At 59.9% G+C, this 25,872-nt stretch carries 27 protein-coding genes, 2 tRNA genes and 1 other RNA gene; 8 read left to right on the plus strand and 22 right to left on the minus strand.

Annotated elements, in window-relative coordinates:
- Positions 1–151 precede the first annotated feature (151 nt).
- Genes eda through NW845_RS03615 form a run of 3 tightly spaced genes read left to right on the plus strand, consistent with a single transcriptional unit; the run spans position 152 to position 1,950 of the window.
- Positions 152–889, plus strand: a complete 738-nt coding sequence (gene eda, locus NW845_RS03605; protein WP_414364154.1) for a bifunctional 4-hydroxy-2-oxoglutarate aldolase/2-dehydro-3-deoxy-phosphogluconate aldolase — start codon at positions 152–154, stop codon at positions 887–889.
- Between the two features lie 25 nt (positions 890–914).
- Positions 915–1,406, plus strand: a complete 492-nt coding sequence (gene ybeY, locus NW845_RS03610) for an rRNA maturation RNase YbeY (protein ID WP_414364153.1) — start codon at positions 915–917, stop codon at positions 1,404–1,406.
- The gene (locus tag NW845_RS03615) at positions 1,390–1,950 is read left to right on the plus strand and encodes a diacylglycerol kinase family protein (protein ID WP_414376881.1); all 561 of its coding nucleotides are present in this window, start codon (positions 1,390–1,392) and stop codon (positions 1,948–1,950) included. Before ybeY ends, NW845_RS03615 begins: the two co-directional genes overlap by 17 nt.
- A 98-nt stretch (positions 1,951–2,048) precedes the next feature.
- Here the strand turns inward: NW845_RS03615 and thrB are convergent, their stop codons facing one another.
- From thrB to NW845_RS03630, 3 genes are all read right to left on the minus strand, one after another.
- Entirely contained in the window at positions 2,049–2,969 is a 921-nt protein-coding gene (gene thrB, locus NW845_RS03620) for a homoserine kinase (protein WP_414376883.1), read from the minus strand.
- Positions 2,970–3,326: 357 nt separating this feature from the next.
- Positions 3,327–4,538: an ABC transporter permease gene (locus NW845_RS03625; RefSeq protein WP_414364150.1), complete on the minus strand. Its 1,212-nt coding sequence runs from the start codon at positions 4,536–4,538 to the stop codon at positions 3,327–3,329.
- The gene (locus NW845_RS03630) at positions 4,535–5,935 is read right to left on the minus strand and encodes an efflux RND transporter periplasmic adaptor subunit (protein ID WP_414376885.1); all 1,401 of its coding nucleotides are present in this window, start codon (positions 5,933–5,935) and stop codon (positions 4,535–4,537) included. The genes NW845_RS03625 and NW845_RS03630 overlap by 4 nt, the downstream gene beginning before the upstream one ends.
- A 172-nt stretch (positions 5,936–6,107) precedes the next feature.
- Here NW845_RS03630 and rplS point away from each other — a divergent pair, with 172 nt between their 5' ends.
- Both rplS and NW845_RS03640 read left to right on the plus strand, forming a co-directional pair.
- Positions 6,108–6,491, plus strand: a complete 384-nt coding sequence (gene rplS / locus NW845_RS03635; protein ID WP_414364148.1) for a 50S ribosomal protein L19 — start codon at positions 6,108–6,110, stop codon at positions 6,489–6,491.
- Positions 6,492–6,550: 59 nt separating this feature from the next.
- Positions 6,551–6,623: transfer RNA gene (locus NW845_RS03640), tRNA-Trp, on the plus strand.
- Between the two features lie 69 nt (positions 6,624–6,692).
- Here NW845_RS03640 and NW845_RS03645 read toward each other — a convergent pair.
- The 12 genes from NW845_RS03645 to NW845_RS03700 form a co-directional block, all read right to left on the minus strand.
- Complete coding sequence (locus tag NW845_RS03645; protein WP_414376887.1) at positions 6,693–7,106, minus strand: hypothetical protein; 414 nt, start codon at positions 7,104–7,106, stop codon at positions 6,693–6,695.
- Between the two features lie 63 nt (positions 7,107–7,169).
- An RNA gene (gene ffs / locus NW845_RS03650) (signal recognition particle sRNA small type) lies at positions 7,170–7,267 on the minus strand.
- Positions 7,268–7,409: 142 nt separating this feature from the next.
- Entirely contained in the window at positions 7,410–8,126 is a 717-nt protein-coding gene (locus NW845_RS03655; RefSeq protein WP_414364146.1) for a BMC domain-containing protein, read from the minus strand.
- A gap of 31 nt (positions 8,127–8,157) precedes the next feature.
- Entirely contained in the window at positions 8,158–8,838 is a 681-nt protein-coding gene (locus NW845_RS03660) for a hypothetical protein (protein ID WP_414371514.1), read from the minus strand.
- A 75-nt stretch (positions 8,839–8,913) separates the two neighbouring features.
- The gene (locus NW845_RS03665; RefSeq protein WP_414376889.1) at positions 8,914–10,887 is read right to left on the minus strand and encodes a ribulose bisphosphate carboxylase small subunit; all 1,974 of its coding nucleotides are present in this window, start codon (positions 10,885–10,887) and stop codon (positions 8,914–8,916) included.
- 48 nt (positions 10,888–10,935) lie between these two features.
- Entirely contained in the window at positions 10,936–11,235 is a 300-nt protein-coding gene (locus tag NW845_RS03670) for a EutN/CcmL family microcompartment protein (RefSeq protein ID WP_011430452.1), read from the minus strand.
- A complete protein-coding gene (locus NW845_RS03675) occupies positions 11,236–11,577 on the minus strand; it encodes a carbon dioxide-concentrating mechanism protein CcmK (RefSeq protein WP_011430451.1) in 342 nt (113 codons plus the stop codon).
- A gap of 92 nt (positions 11,578–11,669) precedes the next feature.
- Positions 11,670–11,978 (minus strand): carbon dioxide-concentrating mechanism protein CcmK, encoded by a 309-nt coding sequence (locus tag NW845_RS03680; RefSeq protein WP_011430450.1) that lies wholly within the window; start codon positions 11,976–11,978, stop codon positions 11,670–11,672.
- Between the two features lie 530 nt (positions 11,979–12,508).
- Positions 12,509–13,234 carry an energy-coupling factor ABC transporter ATP-binding protein gene (locus NW845_RS03685; protein ID WP_414364143.1) on the minus strand — a complete coding sequence of 242 codons (726 nt, stop codon included), beginning with the start codon at positions 13,232–13,234 and terminating at the stop codon, positions 12,509–12,511.
- A 21-nt stretch (positions 13,235–13,255) separates the two neighbouring features.
- Positions 13,256–14,041, minus strand: coding sequence for a cell division protein FtsQ/DivIB (locus tag NW845_RS03690; protein WP_414376891.1), 786 nt, complete (start codon positions 14,039–14,041; stop codon positions 13,256–13,258).
- Positions 14,042–14,137: 96 nt separating this feature from the next.
- Complete coding sequence (ndhO, locus tag NW845_RS03695) at positions 14,138–14,356, minus strand: NAD(P)H-quinone oxidoreductase subunit O (protein WP_414364141.1); 219 nt, start codon at positions 14,354–14,356, stop codon at positions 14,138–14,140.
- A gap of 79 nt (positions 14,357–14,435) precedes the next feature.
- Entirely contained in the window at positions 14,436–14,834 is a 399-nt protein-coding gene (locus tag NW845_RS03700) for a hypothetical protein (protein WP_414364140.1), read from the minus strand.
- A 1,814-nt stretch (positions 14,835–16,648) separates the two neighbouring features.
- On the opposite strand from NW845_RS03700, the gene petE reads away from it, so the two are divergent.
- On the plus strand, positions 16,649–17,059 hold the full coding sequence (petE, locus tag NW845_RS03705; protein ID WP_414364139.1) for a plastocyanin: 411 nt from the start codon (positions 16,649–16,651) through the stop codon (positions 17,057–17,059).
- Positions 17,060–17,260: 201 nt separating this feature from the next.
- Entirely contained in the window at positions 17,261–17,491 is a 231-nt protein-coding gene (locus NW845_RS03710; RefSeq protein ID WP_414376893.1) for a hypothetical protein, read from the plus strand.
- A 39-nt stretch (positions 17,492–17,530) separates the two neighbouring features.
- Here the strand turns inward: NW845_RS03710 and NW845_RS03715 are convergent, their stop codons facing one another.
- Entirely contained in the window at positions 17,531–17,743 is a 213-nt protein-coding gene (locus tag NW845_RS03715; protein ID WP_414376895.1) for a DUF2997 domain-containing protein, read from the minus strand.
- Positions 17,744–17,832: 89 nt separating this feature from the next.
- Here NW845_RS03715 and NW845_RS03720 point away from each other — a divergent pair, with 89 nt between their 5' ends.
- Entirely contained in the window at positions 17,833–18,882 is a 1,050-nt protein-coding gene (locus NW845_RS03720) for a potassium channel family protein (protein WP_414376897.1), read from the plus strand.
- A 28-nt stretch (positions 18,883–18,910) separates the two neighbouring features.
- Here NW845_RS03720 and NW845_RS03725 read toward each other — a convergent pair whose 3' ends face one another.
- The 6 genes from NW845_RS03725 to NW845_RS03750 all read right to left on the minus strand — a co-directional run bounded on the left by NW845_RS03725 (position 18,911) and on the right by NW845_RS03750 (position 25,742).
- A complete protein-coding gene (locus NW845_RS03725; RefSeq protein WP_414376899.1) occupies positions 18,911–19,579 on the minus strand; it encodes a PHP domain-containing protein in 669 nt (222 codons plus the stop codon).
- Positions 19,580–19,722: 143 nt separating this feature from the next.
- The gene (locus NW845_RS03730; protein WP_414333171.1) at positions 19,723–20,883 is read right to left on the minus strand and encodes a pyridoxal-phosphate-dependent aminotransferase family protein; all 1,161 of its coding nucleotides are present in this window, start codon (positions 20,881–20,883) and stop codon (positions 19,723–19,725) included.
- 30 nt (positions 20,884–20,913) lie between these two features.
- Positions 20,914–20,985 (minus strand) — tRNA-Cys (locus tag NW845_RS03735).
- 157 nt (positions 20,986–21,142) lie between these two features.
- Positions 21,143–22,309: a CO2 hydration protein gene (locus NW845_RS03740; RefSeq protein ID WP_414364134.1), complete on the minus strand. Its 1,167-nt coding sequence runs from the start codon at positions 22,307–22,309 to the stop codon at positions 21,143–21,145.
- A gap of 54 nt (positions 22,310–22,363) precedes the next feature.
- A complete protein-coding gene (locus tag NW845_RS03745; protein WP_414376901.1) occupies positions 22,364–23,881 on the minus strand; it encodes an NADH-quinone oxidoreductase subunit M in 1,518 nt (505 codons plus the stop codon).
- 13 nt (positions 23,882–23,894) lie between these two features.
- On the minus strand, positions 23,895–25,742 hold the full coding sequence (locus NW845_RS03750) for an NAD(P)H-quinone oxidoreductase subunit F (RefSeq protein WP_414376902.1): 1,848 nt from the start codon (positions 25,740–25,742) through the stop codon (positions 23,895–23,897).
- Positions 25,743–25,872 lie beyond the last annotated feature (130 nt).

The raw sequence follows: 25,872 nt of genomic DNA on the forward strand, positions 1-25,872 counted from the left end.
GGGATCGATGAAGCAACTGGGGCAGAAGAAGAGACAAAAGCTCTGCTGTCAAGCGGGTGAGGAAACCCCACCCGCCTGCGCGGTGGGGTAGTTCATATTGAAGCCAAGCAACTGCAGCAGGGGAAATCCATGAGAGGTTACTTTCCCACAGATGGTGTTCGAGCATTCTGAAGGCAAATTTGGAGAAAGGTCACAGCACCCCTGGCTGCTCCACCTGTGGCAGGAGCCGCTAATCGCAGTGATTCGCCTCTCGGCCAGCCACGCTCAGGCCCTTGAGGGATCCACCTTGGCCATCCGGGCCGGGATCCGCCACATTGAGATCACTCCCCACGTTCCCCGATATCTGGAGTTGATTGCCCAACTGCGGCAAGACTACCCACATTGCTGGATAGGAGTGGGCACGGTTTTAAATCGGCAGATGGCAGAGCAGGCTTGGCAAGCGGGAGCCCAATTCTATGTTTGCCCCTTTACGGACGAGAGCATCATCTGCTGGGGTCGGGAAGCGGGGCTGCCCATCGTGCCCGGCGCCCTCACCCCTGGCGAGATCTGGAGGGCCTGGCAGGCGGGGGCAACGGCAGTGAAGGTGTTTCCGGCAGAAAGCCTTGGCGGATCCCGTTACCTACGCCACCTGCAACCAGTGCTGGGATCCCTGCCTTTGATCCCAACGGGGGGAGTCACCTTGGCCAATGCAGCAGAATATCTGCAGGCAGGGGCCTGGGCTGTCGGCATCGCCGGAGATCTGTTCCCAGCGGAGCTTCTTTCCCCGCGAGGGGTCGATCCAGACAGTTGCCGGCAAAAGCTGGAGAATCGGCTGCGGCAAACGCTACAACAGCTTGCCAACCAGAGAGCCGCCGAGGCCTGGCCCGAGCTGAGCAAACCACTAGAATAAGGTGCATGGTGTGAGTGAGGCCTGCATGGATGGATTCCTGGATCTGTACCTGGAGCTAAACGTCCCCAGCCCAGTTGAGGAAGCCACTTGGCACCGTTGGTTTGCAGTGTGGCTGCGAGAGCTGGGGGTGAAGGATCCCTGCGAGCTCAGCCTTTGCCTCACCTCCGACGAGCACATCCGCCAGCTCAACCGCGAGTTTCGCCACATCGACGCTCCCACCGATGTCCTGGCCTTTGCCGCCGAGGAGATGTCCACCCCTGTCGAGCTGCAGAAGATAACAGGGGTGCGCCTGCTGGGGGATATCGTAATTTCGGTACCCACTGCTTGCGCGCAAGCAAAAGCCCAGGGGCAGCGGCTGTCGCAGGAATTGGCCTGGCTGGCCAGCCACGGCCTGCTGCATCTCCTGGGATGGGATCACCCCGATGAGCTTTCCCTACAGCGCATGTTGCAGCAACAGCGCTACCTGCTTGCCGCCATCCAAGAAGATCTGGAGGTGACCCATGGCCAGCAGCCCTAGCCGTTTTCCCCAGCCGCTGCGTTTGGCGGCATTGCGACAGCGAGCTCCTTTTACTTCAGCGCAGGTCAATTCGGCCCATCCCTCCAAGGCAGCAGATGCGGGAGCCCAGGCTGACCTCACGGCGAAGGATCCCTGGCAGCGCCCCCCCTCGTGGCAGGTGGCCACTAGCCTCAGTAAAAGCTTCTACTATGCGGGAAAGGGCCTGCTGTACGCCGCCCGCACCCAGCGCAACTTTCGCATCCACCTGGCTGTGGCGGTGGTGGCCTTTGTCTTGGGGTTGGCCCTGCGGCTGAGCGCTGTAGAAATGGCCCTGATCAGCTTGACCAGCGGGATGGTGATGGCCTTGGAGCTGGTGAATACTGCCCTGGAAGCAGTGGTGGATCTGACCCTGGGCAGCCGCTATCACCTGCTGGCAGAAATTGCTAAAGATTGCGCTGCCGGAGCGGTGTTGGTGGCGGCGATGGCGGCTTTGGCGGTGGCAGCTTGGCTGTTTCTCCCCCCCCTGCTCCTATTGCTGCCAGAGGGCCTGCTCCTGCCAGGGTAGGGATGCCGAAAGAGTTTTGCCCAGTCTTTCAAAGGGTCGTATTCTAAAAGCACGACCCCCTTTCAATCGGGATGACCAGCTTGACCCAAGAGCCTCCTCTATACTTGGGAATGGATCACCACCCGTCCCCCCTCTCGATCCAAATTCAGGGGTTTGGCCTCTGCTTCGATATCCAGTTGCTCCCAGGCGCCGACCATGGCGGATCCCACTCGTTCTCGCTCCTCCGGGGCGCAGAAGGCTAAAAGTGTGGGGCCAGCCCCGCTGATCACCACCCCATAGGCCCCGGCAGCCAGAGCCGCCGCCTGGACGGTTTTGAAGCCGGTAATTAGCTCCATGCGCGCCGGTTGGTGCAGCCGATCCTGCAAGGCCACCTTTAGCCAGTCCACCCGCCCCGACTGCAGGCTGCGGATAAGCAGCCCCAGGTGACTGACGGAAAAGACAGCATCCGCCAGGCTGACGGACTTGGGCAGGATCTCGCGGGCCGCCTGGGTGGACAGCTTAAAGTTAGGCACTGCCGCCACCAGGCCGATGTGTTCGTGCCAATCCACCGGACAAAATACCCATTGCCCCTGCTGCCCCTGCACACAGAGTTGACAGCCGCCCTGGAGGGCAGGCACCACGTTGTCGGGATGGCCTTCGAGGGCAATGGCCAACTGCAGGAGAGTCTCAGGAGCCAGGTTCAGGGATCCAAGAGCATTGGCCCCCAGCAGGCCGCCGACAATCGCAGTGGCAGAGCTGCCCAGCCCCCGCGCCAGGGGCACGTTGAGGGTAATCTCAATCTCCACCCCCGGCACCGGCTTGCTGAGCAGCTCGAAAGCGCGGCAGAAGGCGCGATACACCAGGTTGTCCTTGCTCTGGCTGATGTGATCGCTGCCTCGATAGTGGATGCTGAGACCGGTGGGAATCTCGCGAAATTGGAAGTGGTTGTAGAGCTCCAGGGCTGCACCGATGCAATCGAACCCCGGCCCCAAGTTAGCGGTGGTGGCAGGGACGATCACCTCTACTCGCTCTCTGACCAAGGGGGAAGCTCCTTAGCGAACGGCGGACAACTCAACACAGCAGAGTAACTTGGTAGCCCCGTACTCAGCGCTCCGCGCCGCTAGCGCGAGTAGTGCAGGGCAGAAAAGCCTTCGAGCGACTGGAGTCGCTCGCCAATGTTATCTTGTAATCTTAAGTCAGCACCTGCCCCGGTGAAAAACCCGGACAGTGCCGTAAGTCAACAAGTAAGCGGAACCTTGAGGCCTTGTCTCTGGGAACCGTCTAGGGGCGTCTTGACAGCGCCTTTACGAGTCCAACTGTGGACTGCGTAAGAATCCCCCGACTTTAGTCGCGGGAGTGTCAACTGTAAGCTCCCATTATCCTACGAATGGGGGATCTCAGGCTCGCAGGGCCTCGATGGGATCCAGTTGCGCCGCTTTCCGGGCCGGGAAAATGCCGAAGACCAGCCCAATCCCTGTCGAGAGGGAAAAGGCCACTGCCACTGCCACTGCATCCACGCGGGTAGCCAGGGGCGTGAACACTTGCACCGCCACCAGCAGGCCGCTGCTGAGGAGGATCCCGGCCACGCCGCCGCTGACGGCAATGAGAATAGCTTCGGTGGCAAACTGCTGCAAAATTTGCCGGCTATCGGCGCCGATCGCCTTGCGCAGCCCGATCTCAGAGGTGCGTTCCGCCACCGAGATCAGCATCACATTCATGATCCCCACCCCGCCCACCAGCAGCGAGAGCGCCGCTGTGCCGGTCAACAACACCCGCAGCAGAGTTAAGATCCTGGCCGCCCCGTCCAGCAACACCTTTTGGTTGCGGACAACAAAGTCATCCTCCCCCACCAGTTGGTGCCGTTGCCGCAGCAAGTTGCGGATCTGGAACTCGGCAGCCGGCAGATCGGCTTCAGAGCGGGCCGAGACAAAGATCGCCGTCAGCTCCAGGCCGTAGGGGGAACGCCGCCCGACAAAGCGGTTGGCCACCACATCCACCGGCAAAAACAGGCCAGCATCGCTGTTGCCAAACACCGTTGGCTTGGAACGCAACGTGCCGATTACCTCAAAGGGCAAGTTGTTCAGCAGCAGCGTCTCCCCAATTGCAGCGGCAGGATCCAAGCCGAACAGCTCGCGGGCGGCCTCGCTGCCCAGCACCACCACCGGGCGCTGCTCCTCAATATCCGCCGGCAAGAGAAAGCGGCCTTCCTCAACCTCCAAATTCAGCACCGACAAATACTCCGGCCAGGTGCCTGTGGCCTCATAGCGGCGATCCACTCCGCCCCGCACGGCGCGCACATTGACCACAAGACTGGGGACGGCTGCCGACACAGCGGGCACTTCCGCGGCAATTGCCCGTAGATCGTCGAGGGTGATGGGACGGGTGTTGCTGGCGTCCGCCAGGCCCAAGCTGGAAGAAAAGACAATGAGCAAGTTGGTGCCCAAAGAACGGAACTGATCCACGGCCAGCTCCTGGGCGGCATGGCCAAACCCAGCAATGGCCACCACAGCGGCGTTGCCGATGAGGATCCCCAACATGCTTAAACCGGTGCGCAGGCGGTAGCGGCGCACCATTTGCCAGGCCATTTGGGCTGCAATCGGTAGGCTCATGGGTGTGGCTTGATTTGAGCGGTTTCGCTGCGATTTTGCTCTTGTCGGATCAAAGCCTCTAGGTTCACCCCCGGCGGCAGCGCCGTAAAGACCCGATCCCCCGCCCGCAAGCCGGAGAGCACTTGGGTGATCCCGCCCTGGGTGAGGCCCGTTTCCACTGGTCGATAGACGGGCCGCTGGGTTTGCGGATCCAGCAGGATCACCCCCTCTTGGCCCTGCTCCCGCAGGATGGCCACCGAGGGCACTGTGAGCGCCTGAGGCTGCCGCTCCCCGATAAAATCCACCGAGACGTTCATGCCGGTGCGCAAAAAGTCTGCCCCCGGCTCCGGCTCGATCATGACCCGAAAGACGGTGACCTCCCGCACCACCACCGTGGCAGGGGCAATCCGCTTCACCCGCCCCTGCACCACCCGATCCGGATAGGCCAGGGATCGGATCTCCACCGGCTGCCCCACCCGCACCTGGGCAATTTGCGCCTCCGGCACCTCTGCTCGCACTTCGATCCCTTGGGCCAGTGCCAAGATGGAGCTGGAAGAGGCGGCGGTGACATCGGAAGCTGCGGTAGTGGGAGTTACAAAGGATCCCACCTCGGCAAAGCGCTGCACCACCACGCCGGAAAAAGGCGCCCGGATCTCGGCCTCAGCCAGGCGAGATTGCCGCTGCGCCAGCTCGGCTTGCGCCTGGGCAATCTGAGCTTGGATCTGCTGCAGCGTTTCTGGGCGGCTACCTGACTGCAATCGCTCCAGCTCTTGTTGGGCAGCTTGCAAGTCCGCTTGCGCTTGTTCCAAGCGAGCTAGGCGTTGATCCAGCTCGCTGCGGGCTACAACCCCCTCCTGCACCAGCGCCTGAATCCGCTCCAATTCCCTTTGGGCCAAACTCACCTGCGACCGCGCCGCGTCCACCCTAGCCTGGGCTGCCGCGATGACCTGGGGTCGCTCGCCGGCTTGCAGTTCCGCCAGGCGGGCCTGTAGCTCTTGGATGCGGGCTTGGGCTTGGCGAATGCTGCTGGCCAGATCGCCGTAGTCCATCCGAGCCAACACTTGCCCCGCCACCACCTCATCCCCCTGATCCACCAGCAGCTCCGCCAGACGACCGGACTCGCGGGGGCTGACATTCACCTGCCGGATCGGCTGCACCTGGCCGCTCACCCTCAGGCGTTGGGTGAGATCTGTCACCTGCACGGGCACCGTTAGCCTCTGCAGACGCTGGGCCATCTGTTGCCGGAGCTGACGCTGAACGAGAATGCCGCCACCGCCCAAGCCGGCCAACAGCATCCCCACCAGGATCCAGCCGATGGGCAGTCCTCTGTTGCGGGATCCGCTCTGTGGCAGGGGTTGGTCAGTAGATTTGGCAGGGGGTGGGGATCCCGTCTGGGGCTCATTGGTGCGCAGGATCACAAAAGTCTCTCGCCTTTCACAAGGGCTTTCTCTGTATCCAGCCTATTGAAAAAGGAGAGGGGGTGCAAACGCGGTTTCCCACATCGGCTAGTGGGTGCGGGCGGCTGGCAGGCTCTGTACAAAAAAGGGGGGGATTGCTACACTGATTAGCTGCCGATAGCGCGGGAAAGCCATGAACGCTCGCATCAACGCCGAAGAGATCCTCCGCTCCATCGAAGCGGCCTACATGAAGCCGGATCTGCCAGAGATCCATGTTGGCGATCAGGTACGGGTGGGGGTGCGCATTCAAGAGGGCGGCAAAGAGCGGGTGCAAGCCTTTGAAGGCACGGTTATCGCCATGCGTCACTCTGGATGCAACCGCACCATCACGGTGCGCAAGGTTTTCCAGGGAATTGGAGTGGAGCGGGTCTTCCTGGTTCACTCGCCGCGCATTGAGTCAATCCAGGTGTTGCGGCGTGGCAAGGTGCGGCGGGCCAAGCTGTTCTATCTGCGAAACCGAGTGGGCAAGGCCACTCGCATCAAAGCCAAAACGGATTCTAAAGAAGAAGCCCTCTGAGGCTTTGGGCATACCTGCTACACTGGGTAAACTAGGTAAGGGGCTGGTTCTTTACCCATGCGTCCTTAGTTCAGTTGGTAGAACGTCGGTCTCCAAAACCGGATGTCGGGGGTTCGAGTCCTCCAGGACGCGTTGCTGGACAGTTGTGAGGGCGGGCTGGCTTCTGCAGAGCTAGGGAGCCCTCCCTGTCTTTAGCGAGACCTAGGCTCTACCTGTCTCTTTCTTGATGCGCTCCAGTTCTGCCTGCAGCTCAGCAATCTGCCGGCGCAGGCGAGCTGCCTCCGACAGCTCAATGGCAGTACTCCCTTCTAGCTCTGCTCCGCCTATATCTTCGATAGTGATTTTGCGGGGGCCACCAGCAGGCTCCCCCCCTTCCTTGCGCTTAGCATTGGCGGCAATGGCGTCCATGTAGGCCTGCGCCTCCTCGGCTCTCATTGCCCCCAACTCTACCAATTCATCGACTAAGGCTTGCACCTGCTTGCGCAGCTCCAGCAGGCGCTCTCTAGCACTCCCAGCTACCTTGGGGGCATTGTCGGCCACCAGAGCGGCCAGACCCATACCAAAGTAGAAAGCTTTCTCAGCCAAGTTGGCGAGGGGGTTGTCTTTCTCAGCCATAGGGTGTGCCTTGCCAGGGCCAGCGGAACAACTTGAACAAGGAAAATCTAGGTGCAGGAAAAGGGCGACCCGGGTTGACGCGCCTGCTCAGAGCATCCCGTAGTGCTGCTATCTTCCGATCCTGACACGGTTTGGGCGTCGGAGCTGCACGGACCCAGGTCTTCCAGTAGCCTAACATTTTTCCTCTCTGCCCCGCTCGGCTTTCTGGAGGTAATCCCAGATCTTCAACTAACATCCCCCTGTGCCCCCCCATATACGGAGAGGTCAGGTACAGCACGAGCTTTCCCGTCTTGCAAGGTCAACCTAAGGGGTTTCCGGCGGCTCCAGATAAACTGGGATCCGCTCGACAACGGTATCGCTGCGCCGCACCTCTTGTCCTTGGGCTTGGGGGATGGCCACCGGCAAGGTAACCGGTTGGGCAACGAAACAACTGGCCACTGGTAGAGCCTGCTCCAGTTCGTCGAGAGGGCGCGGGATCACGGCCACCGCATGCAACTCGCCGATGCGCTCTGCCTCGTACATGCCGGCATCGATGGCGATGGCCACGTTGGCCACCGTGCCCCGAATGATGGCCGTACACAGGCCGTCGCCGATGGTCTCGTAGGCGGCCAGTTGCACATCCGCCGTTTTCAGCATTGTATCGGCGGCCCCTACCATAGCCGGAAAGCCGCGGGTTTCCAGCAGGCCCACGGCCAAGTTGCTGAGGCGGCTGTAGCCGCGGTTTTGCGCCAGTTGAGACAGCTTGCTGCTGACGGGCAGCACCGCCTCCAAGTTGGGCAAAGGCCGTGGAATGACCAAACTGGAGATTTCCTCTTGGTCAAACTGGCGGGCTAGCTCAATCCCCTCCTCGATGGCAATGCGCACATCGGCAATCCCTCCCCGTACGATTGCCGTGCAGTAGCCTCCTGAGATCTTCTCAAAGCCGATCAGCGCCACTCCTGCCGACTTGGTCATGGCGTCGGCAATGCGCACAATGACCGGAAAGCTGCGTGTCTGAATAAGACCCAAAGAGGTGGACATAGCACCCTACTTCTTTATGCCAGTGTAGCCCTCAAGACTGGCCACCCCCAGAGGATAGGATCTGCCGGTAAGGATAGATCTTGCCCAGCAGCCGATCCAGCTCCGAATAGCCCGGGATCCCATTGAGCTTGCGGGTCTTAGGGGATCTTGAGTTCTCTTGGGTTTGCTCAGCCGCCTCCTGCCAACGACGGGTTTGCTTTTCCACCTGAACCAGCGGCGAATCGGGGGGAGAGGCCGGCTCAGGCAAGGTTTCCTCAGAGGGTTCTGGCGGGGCTACTGCCGACACGGGCTCTGCCTCGCTAGCTATGCCCACCTCCGCCTCTTGCCTGCTGGAATAGGTGGGATCCCCGACCAGCGAGCGGGGAGGGATCACTGCCTGGCTGAGCACCGAACAGTTGAGCAGCGTGGTTTCCGAGCCAATGCAGGCATTTTTGCCGATGGTGCCCTGACCGATCACCAGTACCCCCATCCCCAGGGTGGCCCCCGCCTCCACGACAAGGGATCCCCCACAGGCGTGGAGAACGGATCCCATGCCAATACAGACGCCCCGCCCGATCTCGATGCGACAGCCGGGGTTGGCCCGCAACAGCACTCCCGCTCCGATGCCTGCTCCTGCCTCCACCTGCACTTCGCCACTGACATAGTAGTGAGTTTCGCCGTTCTGGCTGGGCCAGGAGCGCAGCATTGTGGAGGTGGGCAGAGGCAAAGCCAAGGTGCTCCTCATCGCTAGGAGGTCGGACCAAAACCAACCTTGAACCGACAGTGATTCAGAGAAAATGCGGATCCCTCAAGGGGTTTGGATGATCTGCTCCAGCACCCGTCGCTTGGCTTTGGGGTCGATGCCCAGCAGACGCACATACTCGCCGCGGTGCTCCTCCAGGCAGGCTTCCAGAGCCGCTACCACCTGGGGCACCTGGGTGGCCTCGATAGGGCTGCAGCTCTGCCAAGAGGAGGTGCGAAAACGCCGCTTGTCCGCGTGTTCGGTGCCAATGCGGTAGCCCTGGCTGAGCAATTGCTGCACCTGTGCCACCACCTCGCTGCTGAGTCGGGTGCTGGCAGGAACGGTGGAAACAGGAGTAGCCGCTGGGGATCCCTGGGCTGCAGGGGCGGGCGACTTGCCGCCGGGGGTTTGAATGATGCGCTCGTAAACCCGCTTTTTCCCCTTGGGATCAATCCCCAATAGGCGCACGTAATGGCCTTGGTGCTCCGCCAAAGCAGCCGTCAGCTTGGCCAACACCTCCGGCCCGCGGCTAGCGTGAATGGTCGGCCCGCTTTGCCAAGAGGAGGTTTTGAAGCGGCGCTCGTCAGCATATTCGTAGCCGATGCGATAGCCCTGAGCCAGCAGCCGATGTACCTCTTCCTGTAACTCCAGGTCGAGGCCAGCAGCACTCCCTCCCCGGTTGCCCCCCTCTGCAGGCGGGGCTGTTCCGCCACTGCTGCTGCTCACCTGCCCCTGGGGCGTTTGAATCACCTTCTCCAGCACCCGCCGTTTGGCCTTGGGATCGATCCCCAGCAGGCGCACATACTCTCCCGTGTGTTCAGCCAGGGCCGCCTGCACAGCCGCCAGGATCTCTTGGGCCGAGCCACTCCAATTGCCCAAAGTCTGCCAGGAAGAGGTGCGGTAGCGGCGAACATCGGCCACCTCCAGGCCGACGCGATACCCCTGCGCTAATAGCGCCCGGATCTCCTCCTCCAAGCCGGCGTCAGGGCGCGGGCTGGCTGCCCCAGAACCTGGGGCTGTAACCGAGACGTGGCTGGGGGATCCGGAAACGGTCGCCGGCCCCTCCGGGGTTTGGATGATCTGCTCCAGCACCCGTCGTTTTGCCTTGGGGTCGATCCCCAGCAGGCGCACGTATTCGCCGCGGTGCTCCGCCAGAATAGCTTCCAGCGATTGCATTACCTCGGCCTCGCGGGTGCTGGTGATTGGGCTTTCGCTTTGCCAGGAAGAAGTGCGGAAGCGGCGGGCATCGGCATATTCCAGCCCTACCCGATAGCCTTGGGCCAACAGGGCGCGAACCTGCTCCACCACCTCCGGCTTGAGAACGGATCCGCCGCCGTTCCGGCCGTTGGCGCGAGAGGAGGAATGAGTCATAGATGCCGTCTCCGTAGCCGTTGGGTTAGAGGTGCGCGACTGCAGAAGTTCGTTGCGAATGGGAGCAATACAGACGAGGTTTTCACTGCAGTGATAGCCTTCCAGCAGAGCCTGGTTGATGCCGATCACATGTTGGGCAAACTTGGCATCGCTATCCTGCACATCGGGCAGCCGATCCGCCTCAGCTTGCGTGGTGATGATGGAGCCGGAGGGCACATACTTGCCCGGCGGGATCTCCACATCCTGGATCAGGCAGTGCAACATGACGATGCAGCCATCCCCCACCCGCGCGTTGAATACCGTGGAGCGAAAGCCGATGAAGCAGTTGTTGCCCACGTAGGCTGGCCCGTGGATCAAAGCCATGTGAGCAATGGAGGTATTCTTGCCGATCCAAACCGAGTAAGGCTGGCCATCCTCGCCAATGACCCGCCCCTGTTCCAGGCCATGGATCACCACTCCATCCTGGACGTTGGAGCCGTCGCCAATGTAGAAGGGGGAGCCCTCATCCGCACGGATGGAAGTTCCTGGGGCAATCAGCACCTGCGCGCCCACGCGCACATCCCCAATGAGATTGGAAAAGGAATGCACGTAGGCAGAGGGATGAATGGTAGGCTCCGCCAGGCGGCGAGACCAGGGCGTTGGCGGCGCAGCGTAGGTGTGAGCAGGCATAACCGTGAGCCTCTAGAACACGTCAGGGAAAGGAAAGAGAGATCCCAGCTAGCGTTGGTCGCGCTTGTTGTAGAGGGAGCGACCGCCAATGCTAACGGTGTCGATGATCGCCATCACCACTGCATCCAACGGGCGGGTTTCGTTCCCCTGCGGCTGGCGAGCTGCGCTGCCTTGGCTGACCAGCACCCACTCCTCAGCGCCGGCCCCCACCGGATCGGCGGCTACAGCGTAGTCGGGCTGCGGTCGGCCCTCGAGATCGACATACTGCACCACCAGAAACTTCACCCCCGTCAGGCTGGGATCCTTTTGGGTGCTGGTAACAGTGCCCCGCACAATCGCGATACGCATCTATGGACGGGTGAAGGGACGGATGGCGTTGACCCCTTCGCGGAACTGAGCCACATCCTCGGTGTAGCGAATGGGCAACACGTACTCCAGGTTTTCGTGGGGACGGGCGATGATGTGCCAGGAGAGCAACTGGCCGCCATTGACCCGCTTCACCGACTCGATCCCGGCGGCCACCGAGGCCTGCACCTCGGAGACATCGCCCCGCACGATCACGGTGACGCGCCCGCTGCTGATTTTCTCGTAACCCACGAGGGTGACGCGCGCGGCCTTTACCATGGCGTCGGCAGCTTCTACCACTGCCGGGAAGCCCAGGGTTTCGATCATTCCGACTGCAATAGCCATAGGGACTCCTTACGCTGAAATTTTTGGGGGAGTGTAAACCCGGCCCGATTTTCCGGCTCGGGTCAATTCCGGGCTAGGTGCAACTGCTTGGTTTAGGTGCGAAACTGCTCCACTGCCTCCGTGTAGCGGATGGGCAGCACAAACTCCAGGTTTTCGTGGGGACGGGCGATGATGTGGTGGGAGAGGATCTCGCCCCCACTCACCCGTTTGGCAGACTCCAAGCCGGCGGCCACCGAGGCCTGCACCTCGGAGACATCGCCCCGCACGATCACGGTGACGCGCCCGCTGCCAATTTTCTCGTAACCCACGAGGGTGACGCGCGCGGCCTTTACCATGGCATCGGCAGCTTCTACCACTGCCGGGAACCCACGGGTTTCGATCATTCCGACTGCAATAGGCATATCAACCCTCCACTTTTGAACACTCAGTTCCTGAACGTTGCCGAACCCAGCAATAAGGCCAATCGATCTCCAACCTGATCTCCCCTATTGGGTTCGATCCTGCAATTTCCATCGAACTCATCCGGGAGATTCTCTGCCCAAACCTCAGTGGACAGCTCTTCTCGGCCACACCTACCCCAGCCACCACAGACCTCCCCCTGGAGAGAAGGCCCTGCCCAGCCGCCGACCTCAGACTCAATAGACTGAAGCCAGAAAAGGTTGTAGGAGCCATCTGGGTTAACCACAACTGTCACTTAGGCGGGCAAAGCTGCCAACTCCAGGCTAAGTCCCCATCTTTCTTGCACAAAATCGATCCGACAAAATCGACGAGGACAGCCCAGAGAAGGGATCCCCCGACTTAACAGAATGATATCCCCATTCAATCCTGGACGAAAATCAATATTTTTAATTAGCACGATAGCTTTTTATTAAGAGAGGCAAAATTGTTATCAACTCAAAAATAATTCTTGACATCTTTTCAACTTTTGCCGTTATCGGCGCAGCGAGGGTGGCACTTCCAAGCCATGGGCTTCCATGAGGTTGGGTTGGCTCATCAGGTGGGCCGGGGATCCCTGGGCACAAATCCGGCCTTGATCCAAGAGGAGCACCCGATCGCACACTTCCAGGATCAGTTCCAGATCGTGGGAAGCGAGCAGAAAGGTGTGCGTTGCTTGCAACAAAAAGGCGATTAGCCGGCGACGGGCGCGCAGATCCAGGTTGGCAGTCGGCTCATCGTAGAGGATCAACTGCGGCTGCATCGCCAAGATCCCGGCGATCGCAACCATGCGTTTTTCGCCGCCGGAGAGATGATGGGGGGGACAGTTGGCCAGATGCAGGGTGCCGGTCATCTCCAGGGTTGCTTGAACCACAGCCGCGACCTCCGCCTCAGAACGTCCCAGGTTGCGTGGCCCAAAGGCTACATCTTCGGCCACCGAGGCAGCAAACAGCTGATCGTCGGGATCCTGAAACACCAGCCCCACCTCAGGGCGAAACTGGCCAGGCCGGAGCGGCTGCCCAAACAACGTGATCTGGCCGGAACAGGGGGGCAACAGGCCGGCGAGGGCCAGGAACAGGGTGGTTTTGCCGGCGCCATTGGGGCCAATGATCCCTAGGTGCTGCCCGGCCTCAACCCGTAGATCCAGCCCTTGCAGCACCGGCGGACAACCGGGATAGCCGACCCACAACTGTTTGACTTCCACCGCTGGCACTGTGTTCATGGCAGCAAGCTCATCCCAGGGCTAGCGCTGCTCCAAGGGCTTCCAGCGCTTCTGGGTGGCGGCAGGGGTGAGCTGCAGGGTGGGTACGCTGGGGCTGGTCAGGTCGATCTGGAGAATTTCGTCGGGTGTACACTCGCAGTAGCGGCGCAGATCCCGCATTTGGTTGAGGGTTTGAATTTGCAGGGGCAGGCGGTCAGAAATCGGCCCCAGGTAAACGTTGCCCAGCTCAGTGTGGAGCGTGATTCCCTCTCCTGATTGCCAATCTACGGTCTCGATCCGGATCTCAGACTGTTGCAGGGCTTCGAGCAACAAGGCCCATTGCTCGGGCGTGTGGTTCTCCCAGCCCAGCAACTCCAGCTCAGGCCAGGAGAGAGAGGATCCGCTGTGGTGTCGAAAGGGATCGGGGGGCAGCCAATGGCCTTGCCGATCCACCCAGCCTGTCTGGTCGCCCTGGCGGGCGCGTGCAACCGGTTGCCGTTCCCGCACCTGGACGATCACCCCCACCGGCAGCAGCTGCCGCTGTACCTGGACGCTTTTGAGGGGAGAAGGGCGAGCTGGGGATCCCAGTAAGGCTCTTTCCAACACAGCCGGCTGCACCTGCCAGATGTTCACGGGATAGGTCAGAGGCAATTGCCTCCGTATCCAGTCGGGATCCACCCAGTAGCTGCCCTTTACCTGAATTTGCTCCGGCCGGCGAATTTGCCAGTAGGGCTGCTGCAGACCCAACACCAGCAGTGTCAGAACGCCCATCGAGCTGGCTAAGCGCCAGGATCCCTGCCAAAAGCGGTTGCGACGTTGCTGACGCAAAAGTCGCCTGCGTTGCAGAAGTTGTTCGCGCGTGGGAGAAGCCAGAGGTAGCATTAGCCCTCCCTCAAGCCAAAGAGGAGCCTTCCATGCTCCTGTTCAACTCGCGATCTCCTCGACCTGATCCGCCCGCAGCCAAATTGGGGGGGTGGGAACAGCCCCAAACTTAATCTGGAGGTAGTTGTCTTTGATATCCACCACTTCTCCAGCAGTATCGAAGACGTAGCTGGGAATAAAAGAGTCGCTGGCCTGGGCTTCCAGGCTGCCTTGCAATTTCTCGCGGATGGCCCGCACCAGAGTGCCTCGCTTAATCGCCATTGCCCCTCCTTGAATTTCGTGTTGGTTGGCCGTTTCGATAGCCGTTGTATCCTATGCAGCCAATAAGCTGGGATCCAGCCTACTTGCGCTTCAGGCTGCGGGCCATGTTGCGAAACATGTCCAGGTCGGATCCCCCCTGGCGGCGTAAGCCTGCTTCACTGCTTCTGTTTGAGGTGGAAGAGCTCTGCTCAGAAGCAGGTTCAGGAGCTTTGGCCTGTTCTACGGCCAACTTAACTTTGCTTAGGGAAGAAACCTGCTCCACTACCTCCACCTTCTCCGCAGAGCCAAAATCCTGGAAGGTGTGCTTCACGATCCTGGGAGTGCGCATGTATTCGATGTTGCCAAGGGTTTTGGCCTCATCCGGGTCGAGAAAAAAGGTGTTGTCTTTCTTTTTAGCTGGCTGAGCAGCTGTCTCTGAGGAAGGTTTGGAATCTGCTTGACCGCGAGAGCCGAAAAAGCGCCTGAAGATGCCTACCATTGTCTTTTGCCTGCAATGCGAAGAAAGTTGAGCCGGATCCCTAAACGGCGGGTTAGCCAGCCGCAGTTAGAAAGATGACGGCTGAGCCCGGCTATGAAATCATACTAAGCCAACTCAGGATAACATGCTCCCTGGCTGCAGGACGGCTGTTTCGTCCAAGTGTTCAACTCTTGGAGGCTCTGCCAGGGGAGGGCTTTCGACCCTAGGCAAGTGGTCTGGTCAAGGGCAGCAAGCACATCCTCAGTCACGGCTCTTTAGCTTAATCGGCGGGAAGCCCCGCACTGTATGGGTGAATTGTGTTGACTCAAGCGCAAATCGGTGTCGGGATGAAAGCCGTTCGTACTGCAATTGAGGAGAATAAGTTAAATCTCTGTTGCGTTTACTCAACGAAGATGAGTGGCGGGAGTTGTTCACTAAGCTTGGGGATCCCAATGGCTGGCCAATATACAACTTTTTTGCTGGAAAATCCGTGTTGACTCCCTTTTTGAGGTATGGCTTAACTCTTCACAATCAGTATGGGCAAGCAGTATTAAGCTGGAACAGCACCTAGGGGCATTGGGGAACTGCCCTGTAAGAGGGGAACGCGTGGGGAGAGGAGCACTGCTATTGGGAAGGGGCAGCCCACAACTCAGCAAGTGCTGTCGTGGAACCAAGAACAAGAATCCCCACTCTTTAGGGCTGGGGAGTATGCCAACTGACCGACGCTATGGTTCAGGGAATCGTTCAGCACTAGCCTTGGGATCCCCAAATTAGAGGCGGCACTCTGGATGCCTGTCTTACCGAGAGGGCCCAAAAACTTTTGGGATCCCTCCCTCCACAAAACTCATCAGGCTGAAAAAGCTGCTGAGGAACTCTGCAGAAGTGCAAGCGAGATTAGCTGGTAGGAGTTGAAAAGCAGGCATTACTCCCATGCCTGCGGAGTGTAATGTACTACAACTTGAGCGGACTGCCTAAATTCAAGGCTGTGCCGATGCAGCGAGCCAAGACCTGAATGTTTCGCCCTTGTTCTGCCAATTCCAAAATCTGAGTAGAAGGCTTACTCGTACGGGCGATGGACGAATACTGTACATTTTAGACAGCATTCCAGTTCTACTGAGCGAGTTGGTGTCTTACACGCAACCTAGCAAGCAATCGGAGAACAGCAGGAGAAGAGCACCTTGTTCTCTGCTTAGAGGCTAGAATGGCCTACCCCCCTCCCGCATCGGCAACCCTACGGATTTTGGCTGGCAAGGCACTCCCGGATTTTCAGGAATGGTCAGCTTTCTCTCCGAGACCCTACAGAGCCAAGAATCGCCGACTTGCGGTGAGAGACAATGAGAAAGGGAGAGACTCGAGGCAATCCCGTAGCCCGATCTCTCCCTGTGGCCCTAACGTCTGGAACAGCCCCTGGCTCTAGCAAGGTAGTAGTTGATACTCCCCTGATTTTAAGTCAGGGGATTCTTACGCAGTCCACAGAGGAACTCACAAAGGCGCTGTCAGGATGCCCCTAGACGGTTCCTAAAGGCAAGGCTTGGAGGTTCCGCTTACTTGTTGACTTACGGCACTGTCGCGGCCTTTCACCAGGGTGGGTGCTTACATTGGCGAGCGACTCAAGTCGCTTAAGGACTACGTCCCGCTAACGCGAGCGAGCTTCTCCGCCCCGTACTTTAGTACGGGGCTACCCAGCTGCCCCGCTGTGTTCCTGTTCCGCCTTAAAATCCTAAGATAGAAGTTGAACGTCCCTGCTGAGCTGGGTACCTTTCCTTCACAACTTGGAAAGTGGTGGACTAGTCGCAGAGGCGGGGGCGACGGCCGTTACGTTTTGAGAGGAATCCATGTTGTTCATTTTTAACCTAGCGAAGCGTCTGCAGCTCATCCTCCTCGCTCTCGTAGTCGGGGTGGCTGGGGTAGCTTTCCTGTCCAACCCTGCTGCTGCTGAAACCTACACAGTTAAAATGGGCTCTGACAAGGCCCAACTGATTTTCGATCCCCCTTCCCTCACCATCAATCAGGGAGATACTGTTCGGTGGGTCAACAACAAGGTCTATCCTCACAACGTTGTCTTTGACAAGGTACCCGGTGGCGATGCGGCCTTGGCGGCCAAGCTGTCCCACAAGGCCCTGCTCACGGCTCCCAACCAAGTGGTGGAATCGGCCTTTGTCGATGTCCCTCCGGGTGAGTACACCTACTACTGCACTCCCCACCGCGGGGCTGGCATGGTCGGCAAGATCATCGTCAATGGCTAGGCCTGCCCTCTAATTGCACTTCCCGGGTTGCTTTTTAAGAGAGAGCCCAGCTCTGGCTTGCTGGCTGGGGATCCCTGCCCGTAGCATAGAAAGTAGCCCTCTCGAGAGTGGGAGGGCTTTTTCGCGAATAGACGTTTGCCCGGCTGCCCCTTGTGCCAGACAGGCTGTACCGCTTAACCGTAGTCCACAGACGAGTTCCCTATGACCACCAGTGTTAAAGGCTACCTGCTCTTGGCCGTTTCCTGCATCAGTGCCATCGCCGCTGTGGGTTCGATTTTCGAGTTGGCTTCCGGTGAGCCGGATTTTGGCGTCGGCCCCACCAGTATCATCTTGGTCGTCGCCGCCCCTTTGGCGGTTTGGCTGTTTCAGTCGGCAGTTGGGGCGGCGCGGTCCAGCGGCGCTGCTGGCAAGGGGAGCAAGAAGCGAAGGTAGGCAGGTAGATAGGGGAAAACTGGGGGCAAGGAGACGGAGTCAGCAGGTTTGCGGTAAAGAGACTTGGGATTCTATCTCGGCTTCTGCTGGCTGATGAAACTCCGGCAATAGCTTGCGTTCTTGCACAGTTCCAAGGGCTGCTTCTAGCTCTGCCGTGGCTAGAGTACAACTGGAGCCAGATCCGTTCAACACAGTCTCGGTCACCTGTCCTTTTTTGTCGATCCGATATTCCACCTTGATGTACTCGGGCATCTGCACTCCCCTCGCTGCTGCTCGAAAACTGACTTTCTCCTACCCATTGTAGTTCCCACTTTTTCCCCGACTCGATCTGGCTGGGCCGTATGGCTTCTGCTCGTCACCCTTTTCCCCCTGCCAACAGGGATCCCGGCATCCGGCGGGATCTTGGTTTGGGGGTAGGGGCGCTGCTGGGCGTTGTCCTAATCGGCACCCTCTGGTACCACAGGGTGGAGCAATGGCCTTGGGTGGAAGCGTTTTACATGAGCGTCATTACCCTAACCACTGTGGGCTTTATGGAGGTGAGGCCGCTAGGAAACCGGGGGCGCTTGTTCACGGTGGCCTTGATCCTGATGGGGGTTTTGAGCATCGGGTTTATGGTGAACCGCTTTACAGAGGCCCTCATCCAAGGGCATTTTCAGGAAGGGATCCGGCAGCGAAAGTGGAAGAAACAGATGGAAGCACTGAACAACCACTACATCGTTTGCGGTTTTGGGCGCATTGGGCGGCAGGTGGCGCAAGAGTTTCAGGCAGAGGGGGTGCCGTTTTTGGTGATCGATCAATCTGCCGAGGCAATTCAGGTGGCGCAAGAGCTGGGATATATCGCTCTTCATGGGGACAGCACCCTGGATGCCACCTTGTTGGCGGCGCGGGTGCAGCAGGCCGAGGGGTTGATCGCCGCCCTCTCCAGCGATGCCGAAAACCTCTATGTGGTGCTGTCGGCCCGCACTCTGAACCCCCGCATCCGCGCCATTGCCCGCGCCAACACGGAAGAGGCTTTGCAAAAGCTGCAGCGAGCCGGGGTTGCCCACGCCATTTCTCCCTATATCACAGGCGGCAAGCGGATGGCGGCGGCTGCCTTGCGCCCCCGCGTGGTGGACTTTGTCGATGGGATCCTGTCGGGTCGGGATCGCACTTTTTACCTAGAGGAGTACGAGCTGGCGGCCCAAGAATGCCCCTATGTCGGCCAAACCTTGGGGAAAGCCAATTTGCGAGCCCGCTCTGGCGCTTTGGTGGTGGCGATTCGGCGGGCAGATGGCCAGTTGATTGGCGGCCCCAGTGGAGATACCCTGCTGCAGCCGGGGGATCTATTGCTGTGTATGGGCACGGCCGAGCAGTTGCGTCGGCTGGACCAGTTGCTCTATCCCCGCCCCTAGGAGCCAGTTTTCTATTGGGTGGCTTTGCTCAAATCCGCCTCAGGATACTGGGGCCATGAGAATCGGTGCCGCAGGTTTTCAAAAGTCCGTAGGTCTCGGCCAACTCTTCGGCCTTCCCCGTCACTTCGGGGCAGGGGATCCAGATCTCCGGGTTTTTGTAGGCGTAGTAGACCTCAAGGCCGTCCAATCCTAGCTCCACGGCTTCCGGAACCAGCTCTTCCGCAGGCAACCCGTAGCGAAAAGGATGGGCCAGCACTGCCAGGCCCCCAGCCGCTTGAATAGCCCCAATGGCCTCAGCAGCGGGCAGGCCGGGCACCTGCTCCCCCTGGATAAAGGGATCCAAAACAGGGTCGGCAGGATCAAACCCGTAGCCGAGAATATGCACCTCGCAGCCCAGCAGGTTGGCTGTAATCTCGATCCCCGGCCACAGGATGGGATCCTCGGCGCGATCCAGGTGAGCGCGGGCCTGTTCGTAGCCCTTCAGGGTGTGGTGATCGGTGATGGCCAGGCCCTTGAGGCCGTGCCGGCGCGCCTGCTCTGCCAAGTCTGCCGGATCCATGCGCCCATCGGAGCAGCAGGTGTGCAGATGAAAGTTGTACTGCAAGGGACAAGAAAGAGGGCCGATCCCTTGCAGCACCTGCCGCAGCTCCACCGCAGAAGCTACTCTACAGGGATCCCATTGCAAACCAACCAGCATGGCTACCCTTGCCTCCCCAACAGGCGCTGCTCCAGAGAAGCTAAGCTCCGAAGTTTTATGTTTTGTTAAGGATGTCCACCCATTCTAGCCGGGGTGCAGGAGGGGTGCCAGGTGTGGAGAACTACAGTAGTGGCCAGGGATCCCTAAGGGTTGGTCAAGATCTCTTCAGCAGCCTTGAGGGCTGCTCCAGGAGAGAAGTCGCTGTAGCCCAGTGTGTGCAGGGTTGACTCGAGAGCAGCCAGCGTGGTGAGAATGTCTCGGTCGCTCACAAAGCCCAGGTGGCCGATGCGAAAGATCTTGCCCTTGAGGTGGTCTTGGCCAGCGGCAAGGGCAATGTCGAAATGCTTCTTCAGGGTGCTGCGGATAGTGTCGGCGTTGATCCCTTCGGGAGCCAGCACGGCTGTTACCGAGGGGCTGGCCGCCGACTCTGGGTTCACCAAAAGCTTCAGCCCCAGCGCCTTGACACCGGCGCGGGTGGCCTGGGCCAAGCGGTCGTGGCGACGGTAGATGGCCTCCAACCCTTCCGCCCGCATCAGGCGCAGGGTAACTTGCAAGGCGTAAAACAGATTTACTGCCGGGGTAAAGGGAGTGGTGCCCTGGCGTAGGGCTTTTTGGGCCAGCTTGAAGCTCCAGTAGTACTTGGGAAAGCGAGAGCGCTCGGCAGCAGCCATGGCCCGCGGGCTGACGGCCACAAACCCCAGCCCCGGCGGGATCATGTAGCCCTTCTGGGATCCAGAGGCCACCACATCCAAGCCCCACTCGTCCATGGGCACTGGCATCGCCCCCAAACTGGTGACCGCATCCACAATTACCAGCGCTTCCCCATGCTCGCGGGCGGCAGCCGCAATGGCCTGCACATCGTTGGCCACGCCGCTAGAGGTTTCCGAATGGGTGAGAATGACCGCCTTGATGGTCTTCTCCCGGTCGGCGGCCAGCTTTTCTTGGAAGACCTCGACGGGATAGGGCACGCCCCAGGGGGTTTCTATCCGCTCGCACTGCAGGCCAAATTGCTCCGACATCTCGGCCCAGCGCTCGCCAAACTTGCCGTTGACCCCCACCAAAACCCGTTCCCCTGGGCTAAGGGTGTTGAGGATCCCGGCTTCCATGGCCCCGGTGCCGCTGGAGGCAAAGACAAACACATCGGAAGTAGTCTGGTGCAGCCAACGCAGCCCCTCCGTCACCTCTTCCAGGATGGCGGTGAACTCTTTGCTGCGGTGCTCTATAGGCCCCCGCGCCATGGCCAGCAGCGCACTCTCGGGAACGGGAGTGGGGCCGGGGATCATCAACATCAACTTGTCTTTCATGCGTGTCCCGCCAGGGAGGTCAGGTTTAAGAGGTGGCGGCCAGATTCGAACTGGCGCATAGAGGTTTTGCAGACCTCTGCCTTACCACTTGGCTACGCCACCCTACTCCTCAATCAGACAAGACATTGTATCCGAAAATGGGATCCCCTAGCCACCGCTGCGCGGGAGCTACAGACGTAGGATGTTACAAAGCAGCCCCTGCTCTTCTGGCGAGCCAGATATCGCTCCAAGCGCCCCTGGAAAAACGACAGAACCAACATTAGTCTTGCACACTTAACAGACGGGATCCCAGCAGGCGTTGTAGCCAAGGGGCAAGGAACTCGCGGTTAGCCGACTGCTGCTCTGGATCCTGGGTTTCCAGAGGAAAGGGGGCAAGGGCCCGCAGGGCGGCAGTGGTAACGCAGAACATGGCCTTTTGGAAGCTGAGGCAGATTTTCACCCTGAGGTCATCTTCCCCGCGTGGCTGGCGGCGGTAGTGCTCCCGCAAAGACTCAGGCAGGTGGCGCATCATATCCTGCATCAAGAGGGTGGGTGGGATCCCGGCGCTCCCCACCGGCAGCGGATCGGCATAGAGGGCTCCATAGGCGAAGTCCGCCTGCTCGACTGGGATCTGGTGCGCCTGGGCGTTGTAGGAGACTGTGCCCATGAAGGGGAAAGAGCGGAAAAACACGGCTTCCACGTAGGGCAGGGCCGTGTCGGGCAGGAAGGTCAGCCCCGCCGACAGGGGGATGATCTCATAGCGGTGGCCCCAGATGCAGGGAGCGTAGGTGATGGGCTTGTTGGCGGCTGCCACCAACCCCTGCTGGATGTGGGCCACCACGTCGGCAAGGGTGAGCTGGGGTTCGCTCTCGTGGCGCTTGGCCAGGGTCAGGAAGAGATCGCTCATCACCCGCCAAAACTGGCCCAGGCCGCTGTACATGGCCAGCATGCGCACTTGTTCCAGCGCAAAGTCGGGGCAGAGGAAGTTAAGGCCCTGTAGAAGGGGGTTGAAGCGGAACTTGGCCCGAATGGCCACCTTGGCCCGCTCGACAAATTCGGGAGTATCCAGATAGCGATCCAGACCGCCCCCCCCATGCCAGAGCATGGCTTTCATGCAGTATTCGGCAAACTCGTAGTTGATGCGATCGTGCCAGAGGTAGCGCAGCCATTTGCCCGGCGTAATTTCGCCGTTAAAGTACTTAAAAGCGGGGAACAGCTCCAAAAATTGGTGGTCGGCAATGAAGATTAAATTCTGGGAGTAGGCATCCAGCACCCGGCCGTAGCTATGGAGGATGCCGATCACCTCCAGCCGGTTGCTGGGGGAATCCGGCACAAGGGCTCCCCCTGCCTCTAGGCGTTGGACAATAGGAGCCAGTCGCCATTGCTCTAGAGGATCTAAGCCGGCCAGAAAGAAACAGGAAGGAGCGGGAACCAGGGTAGCAGTCATGGGAGAAGCAGCAGTTGAGACAACAACAAAAACCCAGTTGATCTCACCAAATCGTCACAACGAAGATGACCCAGGCCCGAAAGCAGTGATCGGCCTGCCTGCTTCAGCAAGATTGAGGACCACCGGCCTGGCCCAGTGAGCGGCGGTGGACTCCACCCAATGGGTTGCCCAGGCAGGCTGGAGGCCGAGCCACACCACCAGCACTGCTAGAACTACAGCAGGCAGGCGTTCTCCGGCGGCATGTCGTTGCATGGCAATGGCCACTTCCGAGAGGCGCCCGAAAAAGACACGGTTCACCATTAGCAGAAAGTAGGCCGCCGTCAATCCTGTCCCCACCATGCACAGCAGCGTCTGCAGGGGGAAGACGGGAAAGCTGCCCCGAAAGAGGGTGAACTCGGCAATAAAGCCCACCAGGCCGGGCGTGCCGCCGCTGGCCATCACCCCCAACACCGTCAAGCTGCCAATAAGCGGCAAGCCCCGCTCTGGGTTGAGCAATCCCCGCAGCAACCTGAGATCCCGCGTGCCGGTATTGGCGTAGACGGCACCCACCAGCAGAAACAGCAGCGAGGAAATCAGGCCGTGGCTCACCATCTGGAATAGGGATCCCACCAAGGAGAGGGGGGTGGCCGCCGCCGTGGCCAGGAGAATGTAGCCCATATGGGCAATGGAGCTGTAGGCCACCAGCTTTTTCATATCTTGCTGCACCAAGGCGTTCAGGGATCCATACAGCACATTGGCCACCGCCCAACTGGCCAGCCAGGGCCCGGCTTGCTCCCAGGCAGCCGGCAAAAGCTGTAGGCCAAAACGCACCAGGCCATAGGTGCCCAACTTGAGCAAGAGCCCCGCCAAGAGCACCGAAATGGGGGTGGAAGCCTCCACGTGGGCATCCGGCAGCCAGGTGTGGAAGGGCACCAAGGGGATCTTGATGGCCAGCCCCAGCAGGATGGGAACAAGCAACAAAAGCTGCTGCAGCAGGGGCAAGGGGTGGGCCTGCAGAACGGTGTAACTAAAGCTGTGAACCTCGCTCAGCCAACTGAGGCCGAAAAAGCCAATCAGCAGCAGAATACCAGAGACAGCGGTGTAGACCAAAAACTTGGTGGCAGCATAGGTGCGCCGCGGCCCGCCCCAGATGGCAATCAGCAGATAAAGCGGGATCAGCTCAACTTCGTAGAACAGGAAGAATAGCAGCAAGTTCTGGGCCAGAAAAGCCCCCGCAATGGCGGCTGCCAGCAGCAACACCAAGCTGTAGTAGAGGCGAGGCCGCTCCACCTGGCCGCTGGCCCAAAGGGCAATCAACACCAGCAAGCCAGTCATCACCACTAGCGGCAGGGAGATCCCGTCCACCCCCAGCTCATAAACCAAGCCCAACTGCGGGATCCAGGCCACTCGTTCGGCCATCTGGATCCCTTGCTCTTGAGGATCCAAAAGCAGCAGCAATCCCAAGCCCAGCCCCAACAAAGCCAGGCCAAACCCCAAAGCCAAAGTCCGGTGCAGGCCCTTCCCCGCTCGCTCGGGGATCAGCCCCACCAAGATGCTGCCCAACAACGGGATCCCGACCAAAAGGCTGAGCATCGCTTCCTCCCACTCAATAGGCCAATCCCAAATGAGGCGAACGCAGCAGCCAAGCGGTAACCACCACAACCCCAATGACAATGATCAGCACGTAGAGCTGCATCCGCCCCGACAGGGTGTACTTGAGGGCTTCGCTGCTAAACCAAAAAGCCAGGCTCACCCCGTTCACCAGGCCATCCACCCCGTTGCGATCCAGCCATTCCAGTCCGCGGGAGAGGGCGCTGACCGGCTGCACCAGCAGCGCCTGGTAGAGCTGCCCGGTGTAGAAATCCTGGGCCAAGAGATCCTGCAGCTCCGGCCAGGGCAGGCGCAGCCGCCGCCGGCCTCCCCAGTACAGCCAGGCACCAACACTGGCTCCCAGCAACCCTGCGGTCCCCAGCAAGACAGCCATCTGCTGCAGCTCCGGGATCCAAGCGGGATAAAGCCCCCAGCGCCAGAAGAGCCAGGGCATCAGCAAGTTCTGCACTGTCAGGATAACCATGGGCAGGGCCATCAGCCAGCCCACCTCAGGCGCGCGGCGCGTCTTGGGCTGCGGGGATCCCAAAAAGACCAGACCAAACACCCGCGCCAGATTCAAAGCCGTCAGCCCGTTAACCAGCAGCAACACCCCCATCAGGGCCGGCTCGCTGTACACCAGCGCCAGGCGAATGAGAGTCCAAAAGCACCCCAGTGGAGCCACCATCCCCAGGGATCCCACGGCAAAGGCGGCCAGGGTAGCCGGCATACGGCTCCCTAGGCCCCCCAGCTCCGTCAGATCCTGGGTAGAAGTGGTGTAGATGAGGGATCCCACCCCCATAAACAGCAGCGCCTTGGCCAGGCCGTGCATGAGCAGCAGCTCCAGGGCCAAATCCGGCTGCCCCGTCCCCACCGCCACAAACACCAAGCCTAGGTAGGCACTGGTGGAGTAGGAGAAGGTGCGCTTAAGGTCGATTTGCGCCAAGGCCACTAGGGATCCCCCTATAGCTGTAATCGTGCCGATGACCACCAGCACCCCATCGGTGAGGGGAGAGAGAGCCAAAAGGGGCTGCAGCTTGATCAAGACAAAAGCGCCGCAGGCTACCACCGCCGAGTTGCGCAGGATCGAAGCCGGGTTGGGTGCCTCCATGGCCTCATCCAGCCACAGGTGTAGCGGGAACTGGGCGCACTTGCCCAGCGGCCCTGCAATCAAAGCCAACCCCATCAAGGCCGCCCAAGTCGGATCCAAGCTGGTCGTAGCCGCCCAATCCCGCAGGCCGGAAAAGGTCAAGGAGCCGGAGAAATTGGAGACCGCCACCACCCCCATCAACAGCAACAGGTCTCCCACCCGTTTGGTGAGAAAAGCATCCCGCGCTGCAGTAACCACCAGCGGCTGGGCGTACCAGAAGCCCACCAACAGATAGGTGGAAAGCGTCAGCATCTCCAGCAGCGCGTAGCTGAAAAACAGGGAATCGCTGAGGGCGATCCCCGTCATCCCGCCCTCGAAAAAGCCCATCAGAGCGGCAAAGCGACCCAAGCCCCAGTCCTTATCCAAATACCCCAAGGCATAGATCTGGGCCAGCAAGCTCAAGCCGCTGAACCAGACAACGGTTCCCAGCGTCAGAGACGAAACCTCCAAAGACAGGGTCAAATCCAAATCGGCCACCCGAAACCAGAGGTAGTTCAGGATCTGGGGATCCCGACCCCAAACCTGCCGCAACAGCCAAAGGCCATGAGCAAGGGCCGCAAAGGTCAGTAGGATATTGAGGTAAGCTGCCGGACGTGGGCCACTGCGCTTAATCCAGCCACTGGCCCAAGGGAGAGCCAGCGCTGTCCCCACCCAGCCATAAAAGGGGAGCCACCAGGCGCTCTCTAGCCCAATTGCCCAGTCTTCAAAGCCCGCCATCTGCTGCTTGCAACAAGTAGCTAAGCATTTTTTTCAATGAACGGCTACAGTCCAAATATATACAGGGTACGTAGGAAGCTTGGCTCAGGAAGGTGCAAAATCCCCAGATTTCCGTAAGGCTTTTCCTAGG

The sequence above is a fragment of the Synechococcus sp. H60.2 genome (genome assembly GCF_047462315.1).
In the GTDB taxonomy this organism is placed as follows: domain Bacteria; phylum Cyanobacteriota; class Cyanobacteriia; order Thermostichales; family Thermostichaceae; genus Thermostichus.